25 protein-coding genes are annotated in these 23081 nt (G+C 65.4%); 14 read left to right on the top strand and 11 right to left on the bottom strand.

Features of this window, described 5'->3' with window-relative positions:
- Positions 1 to 178 precede the first annotated feature (178 nt).
- Entirely contained in the window at positions 179 to 664 is a 486-nt protein-coding gene (locus FG93_RS21630) for a GNAT family N-acetyltransferase (protein ID WP_244448677.1), read from the top strand.
- A 111-nt stretch (positions 665 to 775) separates the two neighbouring features.
- Here FG93_RS21630 and FG93_RS21625 read toward each other — a convergent pair whose 3' ends face one another.
- From FG93_RS21625 to FG93_RS21615, 3 genes are read right to left on the bottom strand one after another with little or no spacing between them, the layout of a single operon-like run.
- The gene (locus FG93_RS21625; protein WP_043238177.1) at positions 776 to 1372 is read right to left on the bottom strand and encodes a YfbR-like 5'-deoxynucleotidase; all 597 of its coding nucleotides are present in this window, start codon (positions 1370 to 1372) and stop codon (positions 776 to 778) included.
- 2 nt (positions 1373 to 1374) lie between these two features.
- Positions 1375 to 1998, bottom strand: coding sequence for a DNA-3-methyladenine glycosylase I (locus FG93_RS21620; protein ID WP_052514015.1), 624 nt, complete (start codon positions 1996 to 1998; stop codon positions 1375 to 1377).
- The gene (locus FG93_RS21615) at positions 1995 to 2879 is read right to left on the bottom strand and encodes a folate-binding protein YgfZ (RefSeq protein ID WP_043238175.1); all 885 of its coding nucleotides are present in this window, start codon (positions 2877 to 2879) and stop codon (positions 1995 to 1997) included. The genes FG93_RS21620 and FG93_RS21615 overlap by 4 nt, the downstream gene beginning before the upstream one ends.
- A gap of 97 nt (positions 2880 to 2976) precedes the next feature.
- Here FG93_RS21615 and FG93_RS21610 point away from each other — a divergent pair, with 97 nt between their 5' ends.
- From FG93_RS21610 to FG93_RS21585, 6 genes are all read left to right on the top strand, one after another.
- Positions 2977 to 4314 carry a dihydroorotase gene (locus FG93_RS21610; protein WP_043238172.1) on the top strand — a complete coding sequence of 446 codons (1338 nt, stop codon included), beginning with the start codon at positions 2977 to 2979 and terminating at the stop codon, positions 4312 to 4314.
- Positions 4315 to 4460: 146 nt separating this feature from the next.
- The gene (locus FG93_RS21605) at positions 4461 to 5123 is read left to right on the top strand and encodes a dihydrofolate reductase family protein (RefSeq protein ID WP_043238169.1); all 663 of its coding nucleotides are present in this window, start codon (positions 4461 to 4463) and stop codon (positions 5121 to 5123) included.
- A gap of 118 nt (positions 5124 to 5241) precedes the next feature.
- Complete coding sequence (locus FG93_RS21600) at positions 5242 to 5670, top strand: YciI family protein (RefSeq protein WP_043238167.1); 429 nt, start codon at positions 5242 to 5244, stop codon at positions 5668 to 5670.
- Positions 5671 to 5767: 97 nt separating this feature from the next.
- The gene (locus FG93_RS21595) at positions 5768 to 6175 is read left to right on the top strand and encodes a YciI family protein (RefSeq protein ID WP_043238165.1); all 408 of its coding nucleotides are present in this window, start codon (positions 5768 to 5770) and stop codon (positions 6173 to 6175) included.
- A 93-nt stretch (positions 6176 to 6268) separates the two neighbouring features.
- Complete coding sequence (locus FG93_RS21590; protein ID WP_043238162.1) at positions 6269 to 6694, top strand: YciI family protein; 426 nt, start codon at positions 6269 to 6271, stop codon at positions 6692 to 6694.
- A 69-nt stretch (positions 6695 to 6763) separates the two neighbouring features.
- Positions 6764 to 8032: an RNA polymerase sigma factor gene (locus FG93_RS21585; protein ID WP_043238160.1), complete on the top strand. Its 1269-nt coding sequence runs from the start codon at positions 6764 to 6766 to the stop codon at positions 8030 to 8032.
- A 217-nt stretch (positions 8033 to 8249) separates the two neighbouring features.
- On the opposite strand, the gene FG93_RS21580 is transcribed toward FG93_RS21585, so the two are convergent.
- From FG93_RS21580 to pdxH, 5 genes are all read right to left on the bottom strand, one after another.
- Positions 8250 to 8519, bottom strand: coding sequence for a hypothetical protein (locus tag FG93_RS21580; RefSeq protein ID WP_052514025.1), 270 nt, complete (start codon positions 8517 to 8519; stop codon positions 8250 to 8252).
- A 185-nt stretch (positions 8520 to 8704) separates the two neighbouring features.
- Entirely contained in the window at positions 8705 to 9145 is a 441-nt protein-coding gene (locus FG93_RS21575) for a TIGR02301 family protein (RefSeq protein ID WP_043238158.1), read from the bottom strand.
- Positions 9142 to 9621 carry an NUDIX hydrolase gene (locus FG93_RS21570; protein ID WP_244448676.1) on the bottom strand — a complete coding sequence of 160 codons (480 nt, stop codon included), beginning with the start codon at positions 9619 to 9621 and terminating at the stop codon, positions 9142 to 9144. The genes FG93_RS21575 and FG93_RS21570 overlap by 4 nt, the downstream gene beginning before the upstream one ends.
- On the bottom strand, positions 9618 to 10388 hold the full coding sequence (locus FG93_RS21565; protein ID WP_244448684.1) for an SDR family NAD(P)-dependent oxidoreductase: 771 nt from the start codon (positions 10386 to 10388) through the stop codon (positions 9618 to 9620). Before FG93_RS21565 ends, FG93_RS21570 begins: the two co-directional genes overlap by 4 nt.
- Before the next feature lie 18 nt (positions 10389 to 10406).
- On the bottom strand, positions 10407 to 11021 hold the full coding sequence (pdxH, locus tag FG93_RS21560) for a pyridoxamine 5'-phosphate oxidase (protein ID WP_043238155.1): 615 nt from the start codon (positions 11019 to 11021) through the stop codon (positions 10407 to 10409).
- A gap of 126 nt (positions 11022 to 11147) precedes the next feature.
- On the opposite strand from pdxH, the gene FG93_RS21555 reads away from it, so the two are divergent.
- The 3 genes from FG93_RS21555 to fabI all read left to right on the top strand — a co-directional run bounded on the left by FG93_RS21555 (position 11148) and on the right by fabI (position 13594).
- Positions 11148 to 11612 carry an RT0821/Lpp0805 family surface protein gene (locus FG93_RS21555; protein WP_043238153.1) on the top strand — a complete coding sequence of 155 codons (465 nt, stop codon included), beginning with the start codon at positions 11148 to 11150 and terminating at the stop codon, positions 11610 to 11612.
- A gap of 148 nt (positions 11613 to 11760) precedes the next feature.
- Positions 11761 to 12678, top strand: coding sequence for a DnaJ C-terminal domain-containing protein (locus tag FG93_RS21550; protein WP_043238150.1), 918 nt, complete (start codon positions 11761 to 11763; stop codon positions 12676 to 12678).
- A gap of 76 nt (positions 12679 to 12754) precedes the next feature.
- Complete coding sequence (gene fabI, locus FG93_RS21545) at positions 12755 to 13594, top strand: enoyl-ACP reductase FabI (protein ID WP_052514013.1); 840 nt, start codon at positions 12755 to 12757, stop codon at positions 13592 to 13594.
- A 16-nt stretch (positions 13595 to 13610) separates the two neighbouring features.
- Here fabI and folK read toward each other — a convergent pair whose 3' ends face one another.
- Genes folK through folP form a run of 3 tightly spaced genes read right to left on the bottom strand, consistent with a single transcriptional unit; the run spans position 13611 to position 15317 of the window.
- Complete coding sequence (gene folK / locus FG93_RS21540; RefSeq protein ID WP_052514012.1) at positions 13611 to 14126, bottom strand: 2-amino-4-hydroxy-6-hydroxymethyldihydropteridine diphosphokinase; 516 nt, start codon at positions 14124 to 14126, stop codon at positions 13611 to 13613.
- A complete protein-coding gene (folB, locus tag FG93_RS21535) occupies positions 14116 to 14490 on the bottom strand; it encodes a dihydroneopterin aldolase (protein WP_043238148.1) in 375 nt (124 codons plus the stop codon). The genes folK and folB overlap by 11 nt, the downstream gene beginning before the upstream one ends.
- Positions 14487 to 15317, bottom strand: a complete 831-nt coding sequence (gene folP / locus FG93_RS21530) for a dihydropteroate synthase (RefSeq protein ID WP_043238145.1) — start codon at positions 15315 to 15317, stop codon at positions 14487 to 14489. The genes folB and folP overlap by 4 nt, the downstream gene beginning before the upstream one ends.
- A 137-nt stretch (positions 15318 to 15454) precedes the next feature.
- Here folP and FG93_RS21525 point away from each other — a divergent pair, with 137 nt between their 5' ends.
- The 4 genes from FG93_RS21525 (at position 15455) to ribB (ending at position 22920) form a co-directional block, all read left to right on the top strand.
- Positions 15455 to 16063, top strand: a complete 609-nt coding sequence (locus tag FG93_RS21525) for a histidine phosphatase family protein (protein WP_244448675.1) — start codon at positions 15455 to 15457, stop codon at positions 16061 to 16063.
- Positions 16064 to 16289: 226 nt separating this feature from the next.
- Positions 16290 to 20300, top strand: a complete 4011-nt coding sequence (locus tag FG93_RS21520; protein ID WP_043238143.1) for a Pls/PosA family non-ribosomal peptide synthetase — start codon at positions 16290 to 16292, stop codon at positions 20298 to 20300.
- A gap of 154 nt (positions 20301 to 20454) precedes the next feature.
- Positions 20455 to 21573 (top strand): chorismate synthase, encoded by a 1119-nt coding sequence (aroC, locus tag FG93_RS21515; protein ID WP_043238140.1) that lies wholly within the window; start codon positions 20455 to 20457, stop codon positions 21571 to 21573.
- A 69-nt stretch (positions 21574 to 21642) separates the two neighbouring features.
- Entirely contained in the window at positions 21643 to 22920 is a 1278-nt protein-coding gene (gene ribB, locus FG93_RS21510) for a 3,4-dihydroxy-2-butanone-4-phosphate synthase (protein WP_081881717.1), read from the top strand.
- The last annotated feature ends 161 nt before the right edge of the window (positions 22921 to 23081 follow it).

Below are 23081 nucleotides of genomic sequence, written 5' to 3'. Positions count from 1 at the left end.
AGGGCCTAGTATCGGAGGAAAGCGCTTTCTCCTCTAGTCGCAGGAATGCTTGATGACTTATTCCATAATGGAACAAGTGAGCATTTGCGGCTTGCGCGCCTTCGCGTGCAAGACTGAGCGAACCAAGACACGGGCATTATTGGCGATGACCAAGGCAGGAGGACGTCACTGGCGAGGAATGACCGCGTCCGATCTTGATGCGGTCGTGGCCGTTGCGGCCGAGGTTCATCCGGATTTTCCGGAGGAGGTCGCTATCTTTGCCGAGCGCTTGGCGCTTTTTGGCGCTGGCTGCCGTGTCCTGGACATGGGAGGCGGGATCGCCGCCTACCTGCTCAGCCATCCCTGGCGCGAGCTTGAGCCGCCACCCCTGAACGTGCCGCTTGGCGCGCTGCCGCCCATTCCCGGGACCTTCTACATCCATGATCTCGCATTGCTGCCGCAGGCGCGGGGCACCGGCGCCGCTGCCCTGGCGGTCGCGGATGCGATCAGGCTCGCGCAAGGGCTCGAGCTGCCGAACCTGTCGCTCGTCGCGGTCAATGCCTCTGTCGGATTCTGGGGCAAGCAGGGTTTCTCGGTCGTCGCCGACCCGCGGCTCGGGGCCAAGCTTGCGAGCTATGGCAGCGATGCGCGCTTCATGATGCGTCCGGTCGCCAAGGCGGATTGAGCCGAGGATACCAAAGCATAGGCCCGAAAAGTGGAGTGCGGCTTTCGGAAAAGCCGATGCAGACTTAGAAAGTTAGATCATCGAGCTGGACGCAATATCCGGTCTGATGAACTAAACGAGAGCCTGAAAACGCTCCAGGAAGCGCGCTTGCGCAGCTTCGGTCGGCAGTGGCTTCAACCAGTCCGTGACCTCGCGCGGCAGCGGCTTCGGCCGACCGAAGAAGGTCAAGGCCTCCTCGCGGTCGAAGTCGGCGAGCTCCGTCGCCTCGAGGAAGGCCGAGATCTTGTCGGCGTCCTTGGTCTTCCGCGCCAGTATGGCGGGCGTCGTCGCCGGCAGGCCGAAGCGCAGATGGATCGCGGCAAGCAGCCGGAGCTCGACGCTCTTGTAGGCGTCGCCCATTACCACTTTGAAGGGCGAGATCATGTCGCCGATGACATATTCCGGGGCGTCGTGAAGCAGCGCCATCAGTCGCCAGGGCTTTGACCAGTCCGGATTGAGATGGCTCGCTACCGCCTCGACCAGCAGGCAGTGCTGCGCCACCGAGAAGGAATGTTCGCCGCGCGTCTGGCCATTCCAGCGGGCGACGCGGGCGAGGCCATGCGCAATGTCCTCGATCTCGATATCGAGCGGGGAGGGGTCGAGCAGATCAAGCCTGCGGCCCGACAGCATGCGCTGCCAGGCGCGCGGCGGAGGCGGGGCCTTAGCCATACTCAGGCTGGAACGCGGGTGTCGCGGGCGAGCACGGCGCATTCTTCGTAGCGGAAGCAGCCGGTGAGATGGTCGTTGACCAGTCCGCAGGCTTCCATGAAGGCGTAGACAATGGTGGGGCCGCAGAAGGTGAAGCCGGCGGCCTTCAGCTCCTTGGAGATCGCCTTGGAGACCGCCGTCTCAGTCGGTACCTCCTCATGGGTACGAAAGGCGTTCTGGAGGACGCGGCCGTCGAGATGGCGCCAGAGGAAATCCGAGAATTCGCGCCGTTCGCGGATTTCGAGATAGGCGCGAGCGCTCTTGATCGCACCCTCGATCTTGCCGCGATGGCGGATGATGCCGGCATCGCCGAGCAGACGCCGGATATCGGTCTCGCTGAAGCGGGCGATTGCTTCGGGCTCGAAGCCGGCGAAGGCCGAGCGAAAACTGTCGCGCTTGCGCAGAATCGTGATCCAGGCGAGGCCGGCCTGAAATCCGTCGAGGATCAGCTTCTCGAACAACGCACGCGAATCATATTCCGGCACGCCCCATTCGGTGTCGTGATAGGCGAGATAGAGCGGATCGGCCCCCGGCCAGATGCAGCGGAACTTGCCGTCCGGACCTTCGACTGCTGCGCGTCCGCTCATGCTGCTGCTCCAAAGCCGGGCTCACCGGGGAAGGGGAAGCGGATAAAGTCCGGCTTCTCAAGGGTAAAGGCCACGCCGCCGCCTTCGAGCCTTTCGCCGGCGGCCATGGCATCGGCGACACGGTCGAGCCGCAGCATGGCGAGCCCGCGCCCCTTGGCGCAGGAGCCGATCCGGCCGAGCATCTTGCTGCCGGCGGTCGCCTCGACGCCCATCTCGGGAACCAGTCCCTCTGTGAAGACCACCGGCACGATGCGGGTCCGGGCGGTGCCGCGATGCTGCATGCGCGAGACGACCTCCTGGCCGATATAGCAGCCCTTCTTGAAGGAGACGCCGCCGAGCTGGTCGAGCAGCGCCTCGTGCGGAAAGGTGTCGCCATAGGCGAAATCCCTGCCGCCATCGGGAATACCGAGCGCGATGCGCCTGGCGTGGTAGGTCTCGGGCTCAGCGCTGACGAGCGTGTCGACGTCGCTGCGGTCCGTGATCGCGCGCTCGCCGAGCGCTGGCAGGCGCGGGTCAGCATAGATGAGGCCGGCATCGTCAGGGAGCGAGAACCCGCCGCTCGATGCGACCACGGTAGCCACTTCGGTGAGGTCGTCGAGCGCGACCTTGGCGCGCAACTTGTAGAGTTTCAGGCGTTTCATCAGATCGGGAACCTGTAGGAGCGGCACGTCGAGGAGAAAACCTCCGCGCTCCTCCTCCGGTACCGCGACCACGAGAAAATCGCTGATGATCTTGCCCTGCGGTGTCAGGAGCGCGCCATAGCCGGCATGCTCCGGCGTCACCGCGTCCATCTCGTTGGTGACGATGTTCTGCAGGAAGTCGCGCGCGTCCGCGCCGCTGACACGAATGACGCCGCGATCGACCAATCGGGTTGCAGGCATGGTGAAGCTCGTTTCTGATCGCTGCCAAGGGCTGGACGCAGGTCCGTTCGATAGGTAGGCCGCTTCAGCCTCATCCTCAACCAGCAGGACGCCTCCGATGCCGCAGAGCTATGATGTCATTCTGAAGGGCGGCACCGTCGTGAATCACGATGGCCGCATCCAGCGCGATCTCGGAATCACCGGCGGCAAGATCCTGGCGCTCGGCGATCTGTCGCAGGCGTCCGCAGGCGAGACGGTCGATTGCCGCGGCCTGCATATCCTGCCGGGCGTCATCGACAGCCAGGTGCATTTCCGCGAGCCGGGGCTCGACCACAAGGAGGATCTGGAGACTGGCTCGCGTGCGGCGGTGCTTGGCGGCGTCACGACCGTTTTCGAGATGCCGAATACGATCCCGCAGACCACCGACGAGGCTTCGCTCGCCGACAAGGTCAGGCGCGGCCGGCACCGGATGCATTGCGATTTCGCCTTCTGGGTCGGTGGCACGCATGAGAACATTGCCGATGTGCCGGAGCTGGAGCGCCTGCCGGGCGCGGCCGGCATCAAGGTTTTCATGGGCTCCTCCACAGGCTCGCTGCTGGTCGAAGACGACAAGGGGGTTGCCGAGATCCTGAAGCGCACGCGCCGGCGCGCGGCCTTCCATTCCGAAGACGAAATGATGCTGCGCGAGCGCATGGGCTTGCGTGTCGAGGGCGATCCGTCGAGCCACCCGGTCTGGCGCTCGCCCGAGGTCGCGCTGACCTGCACCAAGCGGCTGGTGCGGATCGCGCGCGAGACCGGCGCGCGTGTCCACATCCTGCACATCTCGACTGGCGAGGAGATGATCTTCCTCGGGGATCACAAGGACGTCGCGACCGTCGAGGTGCTGCCGAACCATCTGACGCTGGTCGCGCCGGATTGCTACGAGCGGCTCGGCACCTATGCCCAGATGAATCCGCCGATCCGCGACGACAGCCACCGCCGGACGATCTGGTGGGGGGTGGAGCAGGGCATCGTCGACGTGCTCGGCTCCGACCATGCGCCGCATACGCATGAGGAGAAGCATCACGCCTATCCTGCGAGCCATTCCGGCATGCCCGGCGTCCAGACGCTGGTCCCGATCATGCTCGACCATGTCAATGCCGGGCGGTTGTCGCTGGAACGTTTCGTCGATCTGACCAGCCATGGGCCGCAGCGCATCTTCGGGCTCGAGGGCAAGGGACGGATCGCGGCGGGCTACGACGCGGACCTGACCATTGTCGACCTGAAGCGTCGCGAGACCATCACCAATGACTGGATCGCCTCGCGCTGCGGCTGGACGCCCTATGACGGCGTCGCCGTGACCGGCTGGCCGGTCGGCACTTATGTGCGCGGCCGGAAGGTGATGTGGGAGCGCGAGGTGGTGACGCCGGCACAGGGCGAGCCGGCACGCTTCCTGGAGGCGCTGCCGCGCGGCTGATTTTTTTTCGCGCGATCGTGTCGATCGCGCGCTGCCCCGTTCGACGTATTGGTAGGGAGCAGAGGAGGCCGCAGGTCATTGCGGCTTCCCCGGAGTTCCTGACAATCGCGCGGGGGCAGGGCTCCCGCCCAACGGGAGATCCGAAGATGAGAAACGTCGTTGCCGCCACATTCCTGTCCCTCGACGGCGTGATGCAGGCGCCGGGCGGCCCGGAGGAGGATACCGCAGGTGGCTTCAGCCATGGCGGCTGGACCTTCCACTACTGGGACGAGCCGATGGGCGAGGTCATGGACAAGGCCTTCGCCGAGGAATTCGACCTGCTGCTCGGCCGCAAGACCTATGACATCTTCGCGGCGCATTGGCCGCATGCCGGCGACGATCCGGTCGCCACGAAGTTCAACGCGTGCACCAAATATGTCGCGACCTCTTCACCGACGACGCTGAACTGGCAGAATTCGGTCGCGTTGCGTGGTGAGATCGCCGCCGAGATCGCGGCGCTGAAGCGCCAGAACGGTCCCAAGCTCCTGCTCCAGGGCAGCAGCGAGCTGATCCAGTTGCTGCTGGCGAAGGATCTGATCGACGAGTTCACCCTGCTGATCTTCCCGGTTGTGCTCGGCGGAGGCAAGCGGCTCTTCGGCGAGGGCACCATGCCCGGCGCCTTCAAGCTGGTCGAGAGCAGGGTTTCGAGCACGGGCGTGATCATGGCGACCTACCGTCGAGCCGGCGCGGTTACGACCGGCTCCTTCGCGCTTGAGCAGCCGAGCGAGGACGAGATCGCCCGCCGCGAGAAAAATTCCAGCGCGGCCTGAAAAAAGTTTCGGCGCGGTGTCGATTCCGAAGCACGCCGTTCGACGTGAGGACAGAGAGCGGGAATTCTCCCTCTCCGAACCAGATTCAGAACCCACCTACCCCTTCAGGAGAAGACCGATGCGTTTCATGATCATCGTCAAGGCGACCCAGGATTCCGAAGCCGGCATCATGCCGAGCGAGGAACTGCTCACCGCCATGGGCGCTTACAACGAGCAACTGGTGAAGGCCGGCATCATGCTGGCCGGTGACGGCCTGCATCCCAGCTCCAAGGGCGCACGCGTCCGCTTTTCAGGCGCCAAGCGTGCCGTCATCGACGGCCCCTTCGCCGAGACCAAGGAGTTGATAGCCGGTTTCTGGATCTGGCAGTGCAAGTCGATGGAAGAGGCGGTCGAATGGGTCAAGCGCTGTCCGAACCCGATGCCAGGCGATTCCGAGATCGAGATCCGCCGGATATTCGAAGCCGAGGATTTTGGCGAGGCCTTCACGCCAGAGCTGCGCGAGCAGGAAGAGCGCATCCGCGCCGAGGCCGCGAAAAAATCCGGCTGACCTGTCGATTTCACGACGCGTCGATCGACGTGTCTGCAGGGGCGGCGGGGCGCGAGGTCCCGACCGGCTCCGAACAGCGAACTCCAGGAGCAAATCCATGCGTTTCATGATCATCGTCAAGGCCACGCCCGATTCCGAAGCCGGCGTCATGCCGGACGCGGAGGTCTTCACCCAGATGGCCGACTATCATGAGCAACTCGTCAAGGCCGGCGTGCTGGTCGATGCCAGCGGTCTCCAGCCGAGCGACAAGGGCTGGCGCATCACATGGAAGGGCGGACGGAAGTCGGTCGTCGACGGCCCCTTCGCCGAGGCTAAGGAGCTGATCGCCGGCTACACCATCATCAACGTTGCATCGAGGGAAGAGGCACAGGATTGGGCGAGCCGCTTCCCCAATCCCTTGATGACCGATAGCGAAATCGAGATCCGCCAGATGTTCGAGCTCGACGATTTCGAGCAGGGCGAGGCCATACAGCGCTTTCGTGACATGGGCGTCGGTGGCGTCTGAAATCGCAGCAGACTGGCAGGATGGCCGCGGGCGTTGCACGTGCGGACGGGGGGCCGGCCATCCGCCTCCACATCGAACTGAAGGAAACCTGTCATGCGCTATATGATCATGGTCAAGGCGACCGCTGACAGCGAAGCCGGCGCGATGCCGACCCGGGAGCTGATGGAAGCGATGATGGCCTATAACGAAGAGCTGGTGAAAGCCGGCATCATGAAGGGAGGCGATGGCCTCCAGCCGAGCTCGAAGGGCGTGCGCGTGCAATTCGACGGAACCAAGCGGTCTGTCGTCGATGGGCCCTTCGCCGAGACCAAGGAGCTCGTCGCCGGCTATTGGCTCTGGGAATGCAAGTCGCTCGACGAGGCGATCGCATGGGTCAAGCGTTGCCCCAATCCGATGCCGGGTCCGTCCGAGATCGAGATCCGCCCGATCGGCGATCTGGCCGATTTCGGCGAGGTGGTGACGCCCGAGACCGAGGCGACGTGGCGGCGTCTCAAGAGTGAGATCGGAGACAAGGGCTGATACGTTCCGCTGTGGGCGGCGCCTGAGCCGCTTGCCAACAAAGGCCACTGATGGTGTGTATCGCAGCCGATGTCGGCGAGCGATGCACACCGCACCATTGAAACAGTCTGGCGAATCGAGGCTCCCAAGCTGATCGCCGGGCTGACCCGCATCACGCGCGATGTCGGGCGCGCCGAGGAGCTGGCGCAGGACGCGCTGGTCGCGGCCCTGAAGCAGTGGCCGGACGAGGGCGTGCCGCGGAATCCGGGTGCCTGGCTGATGCAGGCCGGCAAGCACCGCGCCTTTGACGGCCTGCGCCGCGACAAGCTTCTCGCCCGCAAGCATCAGGAGCTTGGCCATGAGCTCGAAGCCGAGACGACGCCGGATCACGATGCAGCGCTCGATGACGATGTCGGCGACGACCTGCTGCGGCTCGTCTTCACGGCCTGTCATCCGGTTCTCTCGACCGAGGCGCGGCTTGCACTGACCCTGCGGCTGCTCGGTGGCCTCACCACGGAGGAGATTGCGCGGGCTTTCCTGGTGCCTGAACCGACCATGGCGCAGCGGATCGTGCGGGCGAAGAAGACGCTTGCCGATGCCAAGGTGCCCTTCGAGGTGCCGCATGGCGCGGAACTGGCCGAGAGGCTCGAATCGGTGCTCGAGGTCGTCTACCTGATCTTCAACGAGGGCTATGCGGCAACCGCCGGCGAAGACTGGATCCGGCCGGCGCTCTGCGAGGAGGCACTCCGGCTGGGGCGCATCCTGGCCGAACTCGCGCCGCAGGAGCCCGAGGTCCATGGACTCGCGGCGCTGATGGAAATCCAGGCGTCGCGGCTCAGGGCCAGGGTCGGCCCAAGCGGCGAACCGATCCTGCTGCTCGACCAGAACCGCGCCCGCTGGGACCAGCTTCTGATCCGTCGGGGCCTTGCGGCGATCGAGCGGGCGCGGGCGATTGGCGGCGCAATCGGTCCCTATCTGCTCCAGGCGGAGCTTGCCGCCTGCCATGCGCGGGCGCGCACAGCGGAAGAGACGAACTGGGCCCGCATCGCTGCGCTCTACGGTGCGCTGGCCGTGATCAACCCGTCACCGATTGTCGAACTCAACCGGGCGGTCGCAATCAGCATGGCCGAGGGGCCGGCAGCCGGGCTCGCTGCGGTCGACAGACTGGTCTCGGAACCTTCCCTGAAGAACTACCATCTGCTGCCAAGCGTGCGCGCGGATCTGCTCGGCAAGCTCGATCGTCATGGCGAGGCGCAGGCCGAGTTCGAGCGCGCAGCGGCGATGACGAGGAATGTGCAGGAGCGAACACTGTTGCTCGCTCGCGCGGAGACTGCGCGCCGGGCCGCTACCGGCGCCTAGAGCATGCTGCGAAAAAGTGGCAACGGTTTTTCGCATGAAGCATGCTCTAAACTATGAGAGTCGATCACGCTGCGTTTGGACGATTTCGTCCAAACGCAGCGTGATCGAGGCAAGGCCAGAGCATCGCACCGAACAGTGGAATCCACTTTTCGGAGAAATCCGATGTTGCGCAAAGAAATAGATCGCCACATTGCGTCCGGTAGGACGCACGGCGGTTCTAGTGTCGCGTGCCCATGGTAAAGGCTCCGCAGCGCACCTTCTCCGCCAGGGTTTCGGCGAAAACAGCTGTGGCTTCTTCGCCATAGGTCTCGACCAGCGCGCGAAAGGCCGCGAAGAGGGCTGCGTGAGCCAGCGCATCGCTGTCGAGCCCGTCCTGCTGCGCCTCGTTGAAGGCGTCCTCGACATAGCCATAGGCGACGCGGCGTGCATCTCCAGGCTCGTCGGTGAGCATGGGATCGAGCTGCAGATCGTCAGGACGGATGGACATGAAGGCACGGACTCTGCGGCTGGTCACAAAGGACCGGCGCGTGCCCGAGAATCGGGCCTGCGCCGGGGCGATCGACTGCCTCAGATTCATACGCATCAGTGAAGGCGGGCGCTACCGCGGTGTTTAAGAAAGGTTAATTTGACCGCGAGAGTTTTGAGAAAGACACAGTTTCGTCCCGATGTGACCTATCCGCCATAGCGGCCGGCGAGCGACCGCGCCAAGCGGTCGCCCTCGGCGGCGAGGCGCCGTGCCGCCTCCTGACTGCCGCCGGAACAGCTCCGGTGTGTCGCCGAATAGGCCCGGAAACCGCCATTATAGGCACTCATCAGCCGTTCGCGCCGCTGTGGCGTGCGGCCCTCGGCCTCGATCAGCGCGGTCATGCGCTCGCGCCAGACACCGGCTTCCTTGCCGCCGCACAAGGTCCGCAAATAGGCGAGCGAGCCCATGATCTCGGCGAGCTCGAGCAGTTGCGGCTCGTAGGGCGGGGGAGGGGTCTCCGGTGCCGGAGTGGCCTGGGCCGGCGCCTGCGGCACCGGAGGCTGGCGTTGCCCCTGTGCCGCGGCATGACCGAGCGGCACAACCGCCAATGTCCAGGCGACAAGGACCGCGAGGCGAGCGCAGGTCACGGCCGATGCCCGCCGTTCTGCAGGATGGCATGCGCGTGCCGCAGCACGTCACCGAGTTCGCGCGTCGTCGCCAGGCCCCCGAGCTTCAGCGGATCGGCCCACATCACGGCGCCTGCCTCAGGCCCGGGCTGTGGCTCGCCCGAAATCCACTTGCCGACGAATGAGGCGATGACGAAATGATGTGTCACCGAGCCCGCTGCATCACGCCCGAAAATCTCGACATGCCGGTTGAAGCCGAGAATGGCGGCCTTGACCCCGACCTCCTCCTCGAGCTCGCGCAGTGCGGCCGCTTCAAGCGTCTCGCCTGCTTCGACCTTGCCGCCGGGGAGTGACCAGAGCTGGTCGGCCGGCGGTTTGGTGCGGGTTGCGAGCAGCACCTTGCCGTCGCGGAAGACCGCGACGGAAGCGGCGAGGGTTGGGCGGGCCGCCTTGGCCTGCGTCGGAAAACGGATGACCTGGCCGCCTTGGCTCTTCACACGTGCTGCCCGCCATTGATGTGCAACTCGGCGCCTGTGACATAGGACGAGGCGTCGGTGCAAAGGAAATGGATCGCCTTCGCGACTTCCTCCGTCTTGCCGAGCCGGCCGAGCGGCAGCGTCGCAACGATCTTTTCGGTGCCGGGCGAAAGGATGGCAGTGTCGATCTCGCCGGGCGAAATCGAGTTGACCCGGATGCCGAGTGGGCCGAAATCGGCGGCCATCTCGCGCGTCAGGCTGGCGAGCGCAGCCTTCGAAGTGGCATAGGCCGCACCGGCGAAGGGGTGGACTCGGGAGCCGGCGATCGAGGTGACGTTGACGATCGTGCCCCTCGCGGCGGTCAGCTCGTCGAGCAGGCCGCGCGCCAGCATGATCGGCGCGAAGAAATTGACCTGGAAGACCTGGTGCCAGTCATTGAAGGAGGTCGTGGCGGCGCCGAGGCGCATGCCCTTCGGTCCCTTCGGGGAAATGCCGGCATTATTGACCAGCGCGTTGAGCTTGCCGCCCTCGGCCGCCAGCCGCTTCTTGATCTCGGCGATGCCGCGCATCGTGTCCTCGGGGTCGCCGAGATCGATCTGGACATGATCATCGGCGCCTGACGGCCAGGGACATTTGTCCGAGAAGGCCTGGCGCGAGCAGGACAGGATGCGCCAGCCTGCCATGGCGAACTGCATGACCGTGGCGTGGCCGATCCCGCGGCTCGCTCCGGTCAGAAGCATGACCGGGCGCTTGCCTGCCTCGGTCTTGGGGAAGTCGAATTTCGGCATGGCCATGCGGTCAGATCCTCAGGGGTAAAGGCGGGTGCGCGTCCACGGCTCGGCGGCCGAGGCACGGCGGAAGACCACACGGTCGTGCAGGCGGAAGGCGCCGTCGCGCCAGAACTCGATATAGACCGGGTCGATGCGGAATCCAGTCCAATACGGCGGGCGCGGGATCGTGCCGAGACCGAATTTCGCGGCATAGCTCGCCACGGCCTTCTCCAGTGCGAAGCGACTTTCCAGCGGGCGCGACTGCTGCGAGGCCCAGGCTCCGATGCGGCTGTCGCGCGGGCGCGACTGGAAATACGCGTCGGCCTCGGCATCACTGACGATTGACACGGGGCCGCGAATACGGACCTGCCGGCGCAGACTCTTCCAGTGGAATAAGGCGGCCGCCTTGCCCTGGCCGAGCAGTTCCTCGCCCTTCTGGCTTTGGGTGTTGGTGTAGAAGACGAAGCCGTCGCGGTCGTGTCCCTTCAGCAGGACCATGCGGACATTGGGCAGGCCCTCGGCATCGACCGTCGAGAGTGCCATGCCGTTCGGGTCGTTCGGCTCGGAGCGCGCAGCCTCCTCCAGCCAGCTCGCGAACAGGGCGAAGGGCTCATCGACTTCGGTGAAGTCACCCGGCGTTAACCGTTCCACGTGTCTAATCCTCGGCAAGTTCTGTTAAGCGTCGGGCGAGCGCAATCTGTGATTTGGTGTTGGACTGCGAGTTTATATAGGGCAGCCCGGGCGGCGAACCAAAGCCTTGATCGGCGCGCTGCGCCCATGCGTCCGGCTGCTGTCGCCACCGTGCTGCTGCTCGCTGTCGCAAGCGCCGGCTGCTCGGTCTCCTTTCCGATCATCGGCCTGTCGAGCAAGTCCGAAGACGAGGTGGCGATGACGACCACCTCGACCCTGCCAGCACGCGGCACGACGAAGCCGAGCGTGCTTGGCGCGCTCTCCGCTGAACTCGGGCCCGAGGATCTGCGCCGTGCCGACGGCGCGATGGCGCTTGCCCTTGATCCGCAGGGCAATGGCGCAGCGGTCAACTGGGATAATCCGCAGAGCGGCATGAAGGGATCGTTCACGCCGGTTGGCGGGCCGTTCCTGCGCTCGGACGAGGTCTGTCGTGCGTTCATCGCGAATGTCCAGACCCAGACCAGCCCGGTTCGGCTTCAGGGCACGGCCTGCCGTCCGTCGGGTGGAGAATGGGCGGTCAAGGAAACGCAACCCTGGAAGGGGTTGAGCTAGCAAAGGCGGTCCGATCCGGCCTGCTGCCGGCCTGGGAAGGAAAACGTTGCATTCCCGCCACAGTCTCCCCACATAGCGGGCGGAGCTGTTCCGGCGTGCCGTCTCGGGCGCGGGAAACCGCGTCTCGTCGAAGATTGGGGTTCAATGCATGCGCGATCCGTATCAGGTCCTGGGCGTCGCCCCTGGCGCCAGCGAAGCTGAAATCAAGAAAGCTTATCGCCGTCGCGCCAAGGACCTGCATCCCGACCGTAATCAGGATGATCCCAAGGCCCAGGACCGCTTCTCGGAGCTCAACAGCGCCTATGAGATCGTAGGCGACGAAACCAAGCGCAAGCAGTTCGACCGCGGCGAGATCGACGCCGAGGGCAAGCCGAAATTCCAGGGTTTCGAGGGCATGGGTGCTGGCCGCGGCGGACGTGCCGGCGGGTTCGAGTTCAATTTCGGCCAGGGCGGCGGCGCGCCGTTCGGGCGTGGCGGTGCCGATCAGGGCTTCGACCCGGCCGACATTTTCGGTTCGCTGTTCGGTGATGCCGCCCGCCGCGGCGGCAGCCGGGCTCGGCATGAGCCGCAGAAGCCGCCGGAGCAGAGCTTTACATTGAGCGTCTCGCTAGCCGAGGCTGCCACGGGGGCAACCCGCCGGGTGAAGCTGCCGCATGGGCGCGAGGTCGACGTCACGATTCCCGAAGGTGTCGCGGACGGCAAGGTCATGCGGCTGCGCGGCCTCGGCCAGACCGACCCCTTCTCGGGCGAGGCCGGCGACCTGCTGATGACGATCAAGGTCAAGCCCGATCCGCGCTTCACGATCGAGGGCCATGATTTGCGCACCCGCGTGGCGGTCCCGCTGGCGACGGCCGTGCTTGGCGGACCGCTGCATGTGCCCACCCTCACGGGCGCGGTAGAGATGAATATTCCGCCGTTGACCGGCACGACGAAGCAGTTTCGCCTGCGCGGCAAGGGGCTGAAAGGCGAGAAGGGCCATCACGGCGATCTCTTCGTCGCAATCGACATCGAGATGCCGGGGAAGGATCCCGAACTGACGGCGCTGATGAAGGCGCGGAGCGAGTAAGCGAGCAACTGAGCCTTTCGTTGACGCGCTGGCTCGGCTAAGAGACCTTCCGCTTCGTCCAGTTCGCAGGTCCCCGATGCCCGAATCCAGCGCTGCCTCCTCCACCGCCAATGTCCTGAAGGGCAAGCGGGGCCTCATCATGGGCGTCGCGAACAATCGTTCGATTGCCTGGGGTATTGCCAAGGCAGCGGCTGATGCTGGTGCGGAACTGGCGTTCACCTATCAAGGTGACGCGCTGAAGAGGCGTGTCGAACCGCTGGCGAAGGAACTCGGCGGGCACGTTGTCGGCCATTGCGACGTCACCGACTCGGCGACGATCGACGCCGTCTTCGCCGAGGTCGAGAAGCTTTGGGGCAAGCTCGATTTCGTCGTTCACTGCATTGCCTTCTCAGACAAGGACGAACTGACCGGGCGCTATGTCGAGACCACGGAAGCAAATTTCACCAAGTCGCTTCTGATCTCCTGCTATTCCTTCACCGCGGTGACGCAGCGCGCCGAAAAGCTGATGGCCGATGGCGGTTCGATGCTGACGCTGACGTATTACGGCGCCGAGAAATGGATGCCGCATTACAACGTCATGGGCGTGGCGAAGGCGGCGCTGGAATCGAGCGTGCAGTATCTGGCGGCCGATCTCGGCCCCTCGAAAATTCGCGTCAACGCGATCTCGGCCGGCCCGATCAAGACGCTCGCCGCCTCGGGCATCGGCGATTTCCGCTATATCCTGCGCTGGAACGAGTACAACTCGCCGCTCCGTCGCACTGTGACCATCGAGGAAGTCGGCGAGACCGCGGTCTTCCTGGTTTCCGACATGTCGCGCGGCATCACGGGCGAGATCATGCATGTCGATGCCGGTTACCACGTGGTTGGCATGAAGGTGCCATCGGCGCCCGACATCACGCTCGACAAGGGCGAGTGACCCCGGGCACCGGCCTTTAGCCGGCGACAGAGTTCCGCAGGCGCGCCGTTTCGGTATCGTCGCGCCTGACTTCATCGTTCGCGAGAGCGTCGCGCAGCTCGGATGCACTCCTGTCGCCGATGACGAGCGCCGGCGCGATTTCCGCGAGCGGCGCCAGGACGAAGGCGCGCTCGGCGATGCGCGGGTGCGGCACCTGAAGACCCGGCTCGTCGATGACGGCTTCGCCATAGGTCAGAAGATCGATATCGAGCGTGCGCGGCCCCCAGCGCTCCTTGCGCTCGCGGCCTTGCTCGCGCTCGATCCTGAGGCAGAAGGCGAGCAGGTCGGCAGCGGCCAGATCGGTCGCGATCATCACGGCCATGTTTCGGAATTCGGGCTGGTCGAGCTTGCCCCAGGGCGCAGTGCGATAGACCGACGAGATCCGCAGCACGGTCACGGCAGGATGGCGCGCCAGGGCTTCGATCGCCGCGGCGAAGGCCGTGACCGGATCGCCGAGATTGCCGCCGAAGCAGAGAGCGGCCTCAGTCTTCACGCCGGAAGTCCAGGCGGATGCCGACGGCCGCCAGCGTTGCCGGGATCGGCGGCGCGGGCTTGCGCAGCGTGATCCAGACACGGCTGACCGGGGGGAACTCGGCCAGGATGGCCTGAGCCACGGCGCGCGCCGCCGCTTCCAGCAGATTGTAGCGGCGGGTGGTGAAGGCATGTTTCACCACGGCGACGACCTTGCCGTAATCGACCGTGTCCGCGAGGTCATCGCTGATCGCCGAGGCATGGATGTTGGTCGCGAGCGCAATGTCGAGCGTGAAGCGCTGGCCGAGCCGTTCCTCCTCGGAGAAGCAGCCGTGATAGGCATAGATGTCGAGCTTCTCGATCAGGATGCTGCCTGTCTCGCTCATGGCGCGTCTCCGATGGCGGTCCAGACCTTGAAGGCATCGGCATGTGGACGAATGTCATGCGCGCGGATGATCGCGGCGCCCTGCGAGACGCCGTAGAGATGAGCTGCAAGCGTGCCGGCCAGCCGCTCGGCCGGGATCTTCTGGCCGGTGATCAGGCCGATGGTCGACTTGCGCGAGGCGCCGAGCAGCACCGCGCAGCCAAGCTGTTCGAGCTGGCGGAGATCGCGGATCATCGCGAGGTTCTGCGCAGGCGTCTTGCCGAAGCCAATTCCCGGGTCGACCACGATCTGCTCGCGCGGTACGCCGGCTGCGATGGCGATGGCGATGGAGCGTTCGAGGAAGCGCAGAACGTCATCGAGGATGTCCCGCGCCGGATCGATGCTGTCGCAGTTGTGCATCAGGATCATCGGGGCGCCGAAGCGGGCGGCGACATCGGCGATGGCCGGGTCGCGCTGGCAGCCCCAGACGTCATTGACGATCGCTGCGCCGGCGCCGAGCGCGGCTTCGGCGACCTCGGCCTTGTAGCTGTCGATCGAGATCGGGATGCGCGTTCGGGTGGCGAGCCGCGAAATCACCGGGATGACACGGGCACGCTCGGTCTCTGCATCGACTTCGGCGTGGCCTGGCCGGGTCGACTCGCCGCCGATATCGACGATGTCGGCGCCCTCCGCGATCAGCGTTTCGGCGTGAGCGATCGCCTCGTCGGCGCTCTTCAGCATGCCGCCATCGGAGAAGGAATCGGGAGTGACGTTGACGACGCCCATGAGCAGAGGCGTCGTGCCGAGGGCAAGCCTGCGACCGTCTGGCAAAGTGAGAGCCGGGGACATGGATCCATCCGAAGCGGAGAGCCGCCTATACACAGCGCACTCGCGCTCTGCCATCAGAAAGCGATGAGGGGTCGCCATGGCGAATACGCATGCCCCTGTGCCCGTCTGACGCTTTGACCTGCGGGCGCCGAGCGTGCATGAGCCGCAGCATGCTGCCGCTCACGATCTCTCACCGCCTCTTCCTCGTACGTCACGGCGAAACCGACTGGAACCGGGAGGGCCGTCTCCAGGGTTCGAAGGACATCCCGCTGAACGAGCTCGGGCGCGAGCAGGCGGCTGAAGCCGCCGGTCGTCTGCGCAGCCTGGTGCAGGGCTATGACGGGCTCGATTTCGTGGCTTCTCCCATGGAGCGGGCGCGCGAGACCATGGAAATCCTGCGCTATCGGCTGGGGTTGCCCCCCAAGGCCTACCGTATCGATGAGCGCCTGCGCGAGCTGACCTTCGGCACCTGGGAAGGGTTCACCTGGCGCGAGGTCCGCAAGTCCGAGCGCGAGCAGGCACTGGCGCGCGAGCGCGACAAATGGAGCTTCGTCCCCCCCGAGGGCGAGAGTTACCGGATGCTCGCCGAGCGGATCAGGCCGGTGCTGGAAACACTGACGGGCGAGACGGTGATGGTGAGCCATGGCGGTGTGGCGCGCGCCGTACTCGCGCTCGTCGGCGCAGTCGCGCCGGGGGATGCCGCGATGGTCGATATCTGGCAGGGCAAGATCCTGAAGGTCTCGGACGGGCGCGTCTCCTGGGTCTAGCGCGAGGTTCCGCCGCAGACATTCATCGCGGGTTCAGGGGTGCTCTTTAAGGAGTGTTGTGCTAGCAGGGATGCGCGCAACAGCGACATGCTCGGCAGGGGGAGGCAGTCGGAAACCGGATCGAACGATGCGGTTTCCGGGGGCGGTTATATAGGTGCGGATTGCCGCAGGGTCGCCTTGGGTGAGTGCCGCCAGGGCTGCTCTGGCGGATCCGCAGCGGGGCACCATGAACGACATCAGCATTCTGTCGGCGGACGAGACCGCCCAGAGCGCCACCCCGCTCGCAATGATTGCGGGCGAGAAGCGGCCCGACCTGATCCGCGATGAGGTTTTGGGCGAGATTTTCGCTGCGACGGTCGCAGCACGCGGCGCGCACCCGGCCCTGTCGGATGCCGAGCGCCGGCTGAGCTATGACGAGGTCTGGACAGCGGCGCGTAGTCAGGCGCGCGGCCTTGCCCTGTCAGGCATTGGCCCCGGCAGCATGGTTGGCCTGTGGATGCCGCGCGGCATCGACCTCCTGGTCGCGCAGATCGCGATCACGCTCAGCGGCGCGGCCTGGGTACCGTTCGATGCCGAGGCGCCTGTCGATCGCATCGCCACCTGCCTGAGCGATGCGGAGGCCAAGGGCCTCGTAACCTGCGCTGCCTGGCAGGGCAAGGCGACGGCGATCGGGCGTCCGGTCTGGTCGCCCGCGGATCTCGTGGCGCGTGACGATGGCGCGATCCTGCCGGCCCGCGCCGTCGGGCTGACCAAGGACCATCCCGCTTATCTGATCTATACCTCGGGCTCGACGGGCACGCCGAAGGCGATCGTCATCAGCCATCACAATATCTGCCACTTCCTGCGCTCCGGAAACGCCTTCTACGGGATGGGGCCCGACGACATCGTCTTCCAGGGCGCGTCGGTCGCCTTCGACCTGTCGATGGAAGAAATCTGGACTCCCTATCTCGTCGGCGCGACGCTGTTCGTCGCCTCGCCCGAGATGATGGGCGATGCCGAGAAGCTGCCGGCAATCCTGAACGGTGCCGGCGTCACCGTGATCGACACCGTGCCGACGCTGCTCGGTATCCTGCCCTCCGACGTGCCTTCGCTGAGGCTCATCCTGCTCGGTGGCGAGGCGCTGCCGCCCTCCATCGTGCAGAAATGGGCGAAGCCCGACCGGCGCATACTCAACACCTACGGGCCGACCGAGGCGACCGTGGTGGCGACCGCGACCGAGGTGAAGCCGGGCGAGGTGGTGACCATAGGTCGGCCGATCCCGAACTATACTGCCTATGTCGTCAGCGAAGAGCTGCAATTGCTGCCGCCTGGCCAGCAGGGCGAACTCCTGATCGGCGGTCCGGGCGTTGCCCGGGGCTATCACGGTCGCCCCGAACTGACGGCGGAAAAATTCATCGCCAATCCATTCGGCGGGATCGACGACCCCGTTCTTTACCGATCCGGCGATGCGGTCAGCCTCGATGCGGCCGGCAACATCGTCTTCCATGGCCGTATCGACGATCAGATCAAGATCCGCGGCTTCCGGGTCGAACTCGGCGAGATCGAGTCGAAGCTCGCAGACGAACCGGGGGTGAACCAGGCGGCGGTGGTGCTGCGCGAGGATGACGGCATCGAACGGCTCGTCGCCTTCGTGGTCAGCGAGCCGGGCGTCGCGGTTGATGCGGGCGTGCTGCGCGCCGCGCTGAGGGAGCAGCTCCCCCCCTATATGGTCCCCGCCCATTTCGAGGCCGTCGGCTCCCTGCCGCGCATGGTCTCGGGCAAGGTCGACCGCAAGATGCTCAGGGCCGCGCCGCTGACGGCGCCGGCCGCAGCCGGCGAGCAGGAGCCGCCGCGCAACGAGACGGAAGCAGCCCTGCTCGAGGCGGCCAAGCGCGTGCTGGGTGCGTCGAGCCTACCGCTCGAGGCCGATTTCTTCGTCGATCTCGGTGGTCATTCGCTGCTGGCCGCGCGCTTCATCTCGATCGTGCGCGAAACCCCTGCCTATGCCGGGATCACCCTGCAGGACGTCTATGGCGCCCGTACGCTGCGCGGCATGGCGGCAGTGCTCGACGGGCGCGGGATCGCGGAGGCGCAGGATCTCTCCTTCACTCCGCCCTCCTTCCGGCGCCGTTTCCTGTGCGGCCTGGCGCAGGCCGCCGTGCTGCCGATCATCATCAGCCTGGCGACGGCGCAGTGGCTCGGCATCTTCGTCACCTATCTGCTGATCTCCGGCGAGGACCTGTCGCTGCCGGCGCAGGTCTTCACCTTGCTCGGCGTCTATGTCGCGATCACCATCGTCACCGGCCTGATCTCGATCGCCTTGAAATGGATCGTGCTCGGCCGGACCAAGCCCGGCGTCTATCCGCTCTGGGGCGTCTATTATTTCCGCTGGTGGTTTGCCGCGCGCGTCGCGGGCCTCGTCCATATCAAATGGCTGCAGGGCACGCCGGTGATGCGCTTCTACTGGCGCCTGCTCGGCGCCAAGGTCGGCCGCGACGTCATTATCTCGGATTACGAGGCCGGAGCGCTTGATCTCATCGAGATCGGCGACTGCACGACCTTCGGTTCGAAGACCACCTTCGCCAATGGCGAAGCCATCGGCGACAAGTTGATCCTCGGCCGGATCAAGATCGGCCGGGACGTGAACGCCGGCGCTTCCGTGGTCTTCGGCCATGGCAGCGTCACCGGCGACCATGCCGAGATCGGCGATCTCACCGCGATTCCGGCCGGCGGGAAAGTCGGCGAGGCCGAGATCTGGGACGGTACGCCCGGCCGGAAGATCGGCATGGTCGATCTCGACTCGCTGCCTCCGCAGGCCGAGGCGAGCGCGCGCCGCCGCTTCGCGATGACGGTCTTCTACATCTTCATGCTGATCGTGCTGCCGCCGATCAGCCTGCTGCCGATCTTCCCGGCCTTCTGGCTGTTCGACCGGATCGACGACCAGATCGCGACATGGTCGGAGATCAGCTATCTCTGGTATCTGCCGATCCTGACCTGGCCGACGGCCATGGGTCTCATCGCCTTCACCGTGCTGTTGATGGCCGGCCTGCGCTGGGCGATCCTGCCGCGCGTGACTTCGGGCTCGTGGTCGATCCATTCCGGCTTCTATGCCCGCAAATGGACAGTGGCGCTGGCGACCGAGGTGACTCTGGAGACGCTCTCCTCGCTGTTCGCGACGATCTACATGCGTTTCTGGTACCGGCTGATGGGCGCCAGTATCGGCAAGGGAGCGGAGATCTCGACCAACTTGTCCGGTCGCTACGACCTGACGGCGATCGGAGCCGGCAACTTCATCGCCGACGAGGTTGTCTTCGGCGACGAGGATATGCGCCGCGGCTATATGCGTCTCGACATGACGAAGACCGGCGACCAGGTCTTCATCGGCAATGATGCGGTCGTACCGCCTGGCGCCGTGATCCCTGATCGGGTGCTGATCGGCATCAAGTCGAAGCCGCCTGCCAATGAAAAGATGCAGCCGGGCGATACCTGGTTCGGCTCGCCCGCGATCCGCCTGCCGACGCGCCAGAAAGTCGATCTCGGTGCGGACTGGACTTATAAGCCGTCGCTCGGGAAAAGGCTGGCGCGGGCTGGTTTCGAGGCGCTGCATACCTCCTTCCCGGCGATGCTGTTCATCACCTTCGGCACCATCGCGGTCGATCTCGTGCTGCAGCAGAAGATCTTCGATCGCGACTGGGTCGGGCTCGCGCTTAGCTTTATGGGCGTGTCCATCCTGATCGCGGTCACGCAGGCGCTGATCTGCGCCGCGATGAAATGGCTGCTGATGGGCGTCTACAAGCCCATCATGAAGCCGATGTGGTCGTTCTGGGCGATGCGCACCGAGGCGGTCGCCGTGCTCTACTGGGGGCTGGGCGGCAAGGTGCTGTTCGACTATCTGCGCGGCACGCCTTTCCTGCCCTGGTTCCTGATGCTGTTCGGTGCGAAATACGGCAAGGGCGTCTGGCTCGACTCGACCGATATCACCGAGTTCGACTGCATCAAGGTCGGCGACTACTGCACGGTCAACGCGCATTCGGCCCTGCAGACGCATCTCTATGAGGACAGGGTCATGAAGGTCGGCCGCGTGCATCTCGGCAAGGGCGTCTGCGTTGGCGCGGCGGCGACGGTGCTCTACGACACCCATGTCGGCGACTACGCGCAGATCGGCCTGCTGACCGTGATCATGAAGGGCGAGAACCTGCCGGCGAATACGCGCTGGGAAGGTGCACCGGCGGTGCCGGCCAGGGCGGCGGCGCATTAAGGCCAGCGGTTCTACCCGCGCTGCAGCGCAGCATTGCCGGAGATGCGCAGCGCAGGATGAGGTGTGGCGACCTTCGGGTGCGGTTTCCGCGCTGCGGGGTTTCGCGCGGGCGCGATACGGCTTATGAGCCCGGTGCGAAACCCGTCAGGCTGCCATGTCCCACAACACCTTCGGCCATCTCTTCCGCGTCACCACCTTTGGGGAAAGCCACGGGCCGGCGATCGGCTGCGTCGTCGATGGCTGCCCGCCGCTGATCCCGCTGAGCGAGGCCGAAATCCAGCGCGAGCTCGATCGCCGCCGGCCCGGTCAGTCGCGCTTCACCACGCAGCGCCAGGAACCGGACCAAGTCCGCATCGTCTCCGGCGTCTTTCCAGACGAGGCGAGCGGCCAACAGGTGACGACCGGAACCTCGATCGGGCTGATGATCGACAATGTCGACCAGCGCTCCAAGGATTATTCGGATATCAAGGACAAGTACCGGCCCGGCCACGCCGACTTCACCTATGACGTGAAGTACGGCATTCGCGACTATCGTGGCGGTGGGCGCTCCTCGGCACGCGAGACAGCCATGCGGGTCGCAGCCGGCGCGATCGCGCGCAAGGTCGTGCCAGGCATGATCGTACGTGGCGCGCTGGTGCAGATGGGACCGCACAAGATCGACCGGGACAACTGGGACTGGAACGAGATCGCCAATAATCCGTTCTTCTGCCCGGACGCCAAGGCGGCGGCGTTCTTCGCCGAATATCTCGACGGCATCCGCAAATCCGGATCATCGATCGGCGCGGTGCTGGAGATTGTGGCCGAGGGCGTTCCCGCCGGTCTCGGTGCGCCGATCTACGGCAAGCTCGATGCCGAACTCGCCGCGGCGCTGATGAGCATCAATGCGGTCAAGGGCGTCGAGATCGGCGAAGGTTTTGCTGCCGCCGAGCTCTCCGGCGAAGAGAATGCCGACGAGATGCGGGCCGGAAACGACGGCAAGCCGCTCTTCCTCTCCAACCATGCCGGCGGCATCCTGGGCGGTATTTCGACCGGGCAGTCGATTGTCGCCCGTTTCGCGGTGAAGCCGACATCCTCAATCCTCGCCACCCGTGCGACCGTGACGCGGACGGGCGGGGAAGCGGATATGTTCACCAAGGGGCGCCATGACCCGTGCGTCGGCATCCGGGCCGTGCCGGTCGGGGAGGCGATGGTTGCCTGCGTGCTGGCAGACCAGTTCCTGCGCCATCGCGCGCAGGTCGGCGTGGTCGAGCCGCGCTGGCCTTTTGCTCGGTGATTTTCAGTATTACTGAAATTATTTCGTTGTTTCATTGCAAGTGAAGCAGGGGCATATTAGCTTGCGGCCATGAAGCTCGAAACGTGGCTCCGGCAGAATGGCATGGCCCGCAGCGCCTTTGCGCGGTCGGTCGGCCTGTCGCCGGCCAGCGTGACGGCGCTCTGCAACGACCAGAGTGCCTGGATCTCGCGCGAAAGTGCCGAGCGCATCGCCGCCGCCACCAACGGTGCCGTCACCCCCAACGATTTTCTGGGCCTGCAAGGGCCGCGGGAGGCTGTCATGCAGCAGAACGTCACTCAGGCCATCGAAGCCTTCACCCGCGGCGAGATCGTCATCGTCACCGATGACGATGACCGCGAGAATGAGGGCGATCTGATCATCGCCGCCTCGCTCTGCACGCCGGAGAAGATGGCCTTCATTATCCGCAACACCTGCGGCATCGTCTGCGCGCCGCTGACGGCCGACGAGGCGCGGCGGCTCCGACTCGATCCGATGGTCTCGTCGAATGACGCGCCGCTCGGTACTGCCTTCACGGTGACGGTCGACGTCAAGCACGGGCTGACCACCGGCATTTCGGCCGAGCAGCGCAACAATACGGTGCGGGCGCTCGCCAACGGCAATATGGGCGCGACGGATTTCGTGCGCCCCGGCCATGTGTTTCCGTTGATCGCCAAGGATGGCGGCGTTCTGATGCGCTCCGGCCATACCGAAGCGGCGGTGGATCTGTGCAAGCTCGCCAATCTGCCGCCGGTCGGCGTGATCTGCGAGCTCGCCAATGATGACGGCACCGTGATGAAGGGTGCGCAGATCACCGCCTTCGCCAAGACGCATGGGCTGCAGCAGATCACGGTCGCCGAACTGATCGCCTATCGCCAGGCGCGTGAGAAGCTGGTCGAGCGTGTGCATTCCTTCCCGGTCAAGACCGAGTTCGGCGAGATGACCGGCCATGTCTATGTCACACCCTTCGAGGACACCCAGCATTTTGCCTTCGTCATGGGCAAGGTCGGTGACGGCGAGAAGGTACCGGCGCGGCTGCACCGGGCGAATGTCGTGGCGGATGTCCTCGGCGGCGCGAAGTCGATCCAGTGCGCGCTCCGGCGCTTCCAGCAGGATGGCCGCGGCGTACTGATCTATCTGCGCGACGGCTCGGCCGGCGTGCCGATCAAGAGCGTCGAGGAGGGCTCGGACGCCCAGCGCTCGCAGCAGTGGCGTGAGGTCGGCCTCGGCGCCCAGATCCTGCGCGATCTCGGGGTCGCCTCGATCGTCAACCTCGCTTCCTCGCCGCGCTCCTTCGTGGGCTTGAGCGGCTTTGGCATCGAGATCGCGGAGACGCAGCCTCTGGAATGAACGGCTGCGCCGTCGTTCCGAGCCGAGCGCTGCAATCCAGGTCCGCCTGCTGCGCTCCTCGCAATGACGGTTAGATCGCCCTGCGTCCGTTTGGACGCAGGGCGATCTATCTCTCTTTGTTTGGGCATTGTCTTTCCCGAAAACCGCAATCCACTTTTCGG

This window comes from Allobosea sp. LC85 (genome assembly GCF_000735605.1).
In the GTDB taxonomy this organism is placed as follows: Bacteria; Pseudomonadota; Alphaproteobacteria; order Rhizobiales; family Beijerinckiaceae; genus Allobosea.
Note: the sequence above shows the minus strand (reverse complement) of the source record. Positions and strands in the feature narration are given on the sequence as shown.

Bases quoted from the DNA above. Each gene is read 5' to 3' on its own strand.
- FG93_RS21555 (WP_043238153.1), top strand. From the start codon at position 11,148: ATGCGTCCGGCTGCTGTCGCCACCGTGCTGCTGCTCGCTGTCGCAAGC.
- FG93_RS21580 (WP_052514025.1), bottom strand. From the start codon at position 8,519: ATGTCCATCCGTCCTGACGATCTGCAGCTCGATCCCATGCTCACCGAC.
- ribB (WP_081881717.1), top strand. From the start codon at position 21,643: ATGAAGCTCGAAACGTGGCTCCGGCAGAATGGCATGGCCCGCAGCGCC.
- FG93_RS21590 (WP_043238162.1), top strand. From the start codon at position 6,269: ATGCGCTATATGATCATGGTCAAGGCGACCGCTGACAGCGAAGCCGGC.
- FG93_RS21625 (WP_043238177.1), bottom strand. From the start codon at position 1,372: ATGGCTAAGGCCCCGCCTCCGCCGCGCGCCTGGCAGCGCATGCTGTCG.
- FG93_RS21630 (WP_244448677.1), top strand. From the start codon at position 179: ATGACCGCGTCCGATCTTGATGCGGTCGTGGCCGTTGCGGCCGAGGTT.
- folP (WP_043238145.1), bottom strand. From the start codon at position 15,317: ATGTCCCCGGCTCTCACTTTGCCAGACGGTCGCAGGCTTGCCCTCGGC.
- folB (WP_043238148.1), bottom strand. From the start codon at position 14,490: ATGAGCGAGACAGGCAGCATCCTGATCGAGAAGCTCGACATCTATGCC.
- fabI (WP_052514013.1), top strand. From the start codon at position 12,755: ATGCCCGAATCCAGCGCTGCCTCCTCCACCGCCAATGTCCTGAAGGGC.
- FG93_RS21600 (WP_043238167.1), top strand. From the start codon at position 5,242: ATGCGTTTCATGATCATCGTCAAGGCGACCCAGGATTCCGAAGCCGGC.
- FG93_RS21620 (WP_052514015.1), bottom strand. From the start codon at position 1,998: ATGAGCGGACGCGCAGCAGTCGAAGGTCCGGACGGCAAGTTCCGCTGC.
- FG93_RS21595 (WP_043238165.1), top strand. From the start codon at position 5,768: ATGCGTTTCATGATCATCGTCAAGGCCACGCCCGATTCCGAAGCCGGC.
- FG93_RS21585 (WP_043238160.1), top strand. From the start codon at position 6,764: ATGTCGGCGAGCGATGCACACCGCACCATTGAAACAGTCTGGCGAATC.
- FG93_RS21615 (WP_043238175.1), bottom strand. From the start codon at position 2,879: ATGCCTGCAACCCGATTGGTCGATCGCGGCGTCATTCGTGTCAGCGGC.
- FG93_RS21610 (WP_043238172.1), top strand. From the start codon at position 2,977: ATGCCGCAGAGCTATGATGTCATTCTGAAGGGCGGCACCGTCGTGAAT.
- FG93_RS21605 (WP_043238169.1), top strand. From the start codon at position 4,461: ATGAGAAACGTCGTTGCCGCCACATTCCTGTCCCTCGACGGCGTGATG.
- FG93_RS21525 (WP_244448675.1), top strand. From the start codon at position 15,455: ATGAGCCGCAGCATGCTGCCGCTCACGATCTCTCACCGCCTCTTCCTC.
- aroC (WP_043238140.1), top strand. From the start codon at position 20,455: ATGTCCCACAACACCTTCGGCCATCTCTTCCGCGTCACCACCTTTGGG.
- FG93_RS21565 (WP_244448684.1), bottom strand. From the start codon at position 10,388: ATGCCGAAATTCGACTTCCCCAAGACCGAGGCAGGCAAGCGCCCGGTC.
- FG93_RS21520 (WP_043238143.1), top strand. From the start codon at position 16,290: ATGAACGACATCAGCATTCTGTCGGCGGACGAGACCGCCCAGAGCGCC.
- FG93_RS21550 (WP_043238150.1), top strand. From the start codon at position 11,761: ATGCGCGATCCGTATCAGGTCCTGGGCGTCGCCCCTGGCGCCAGCGAA.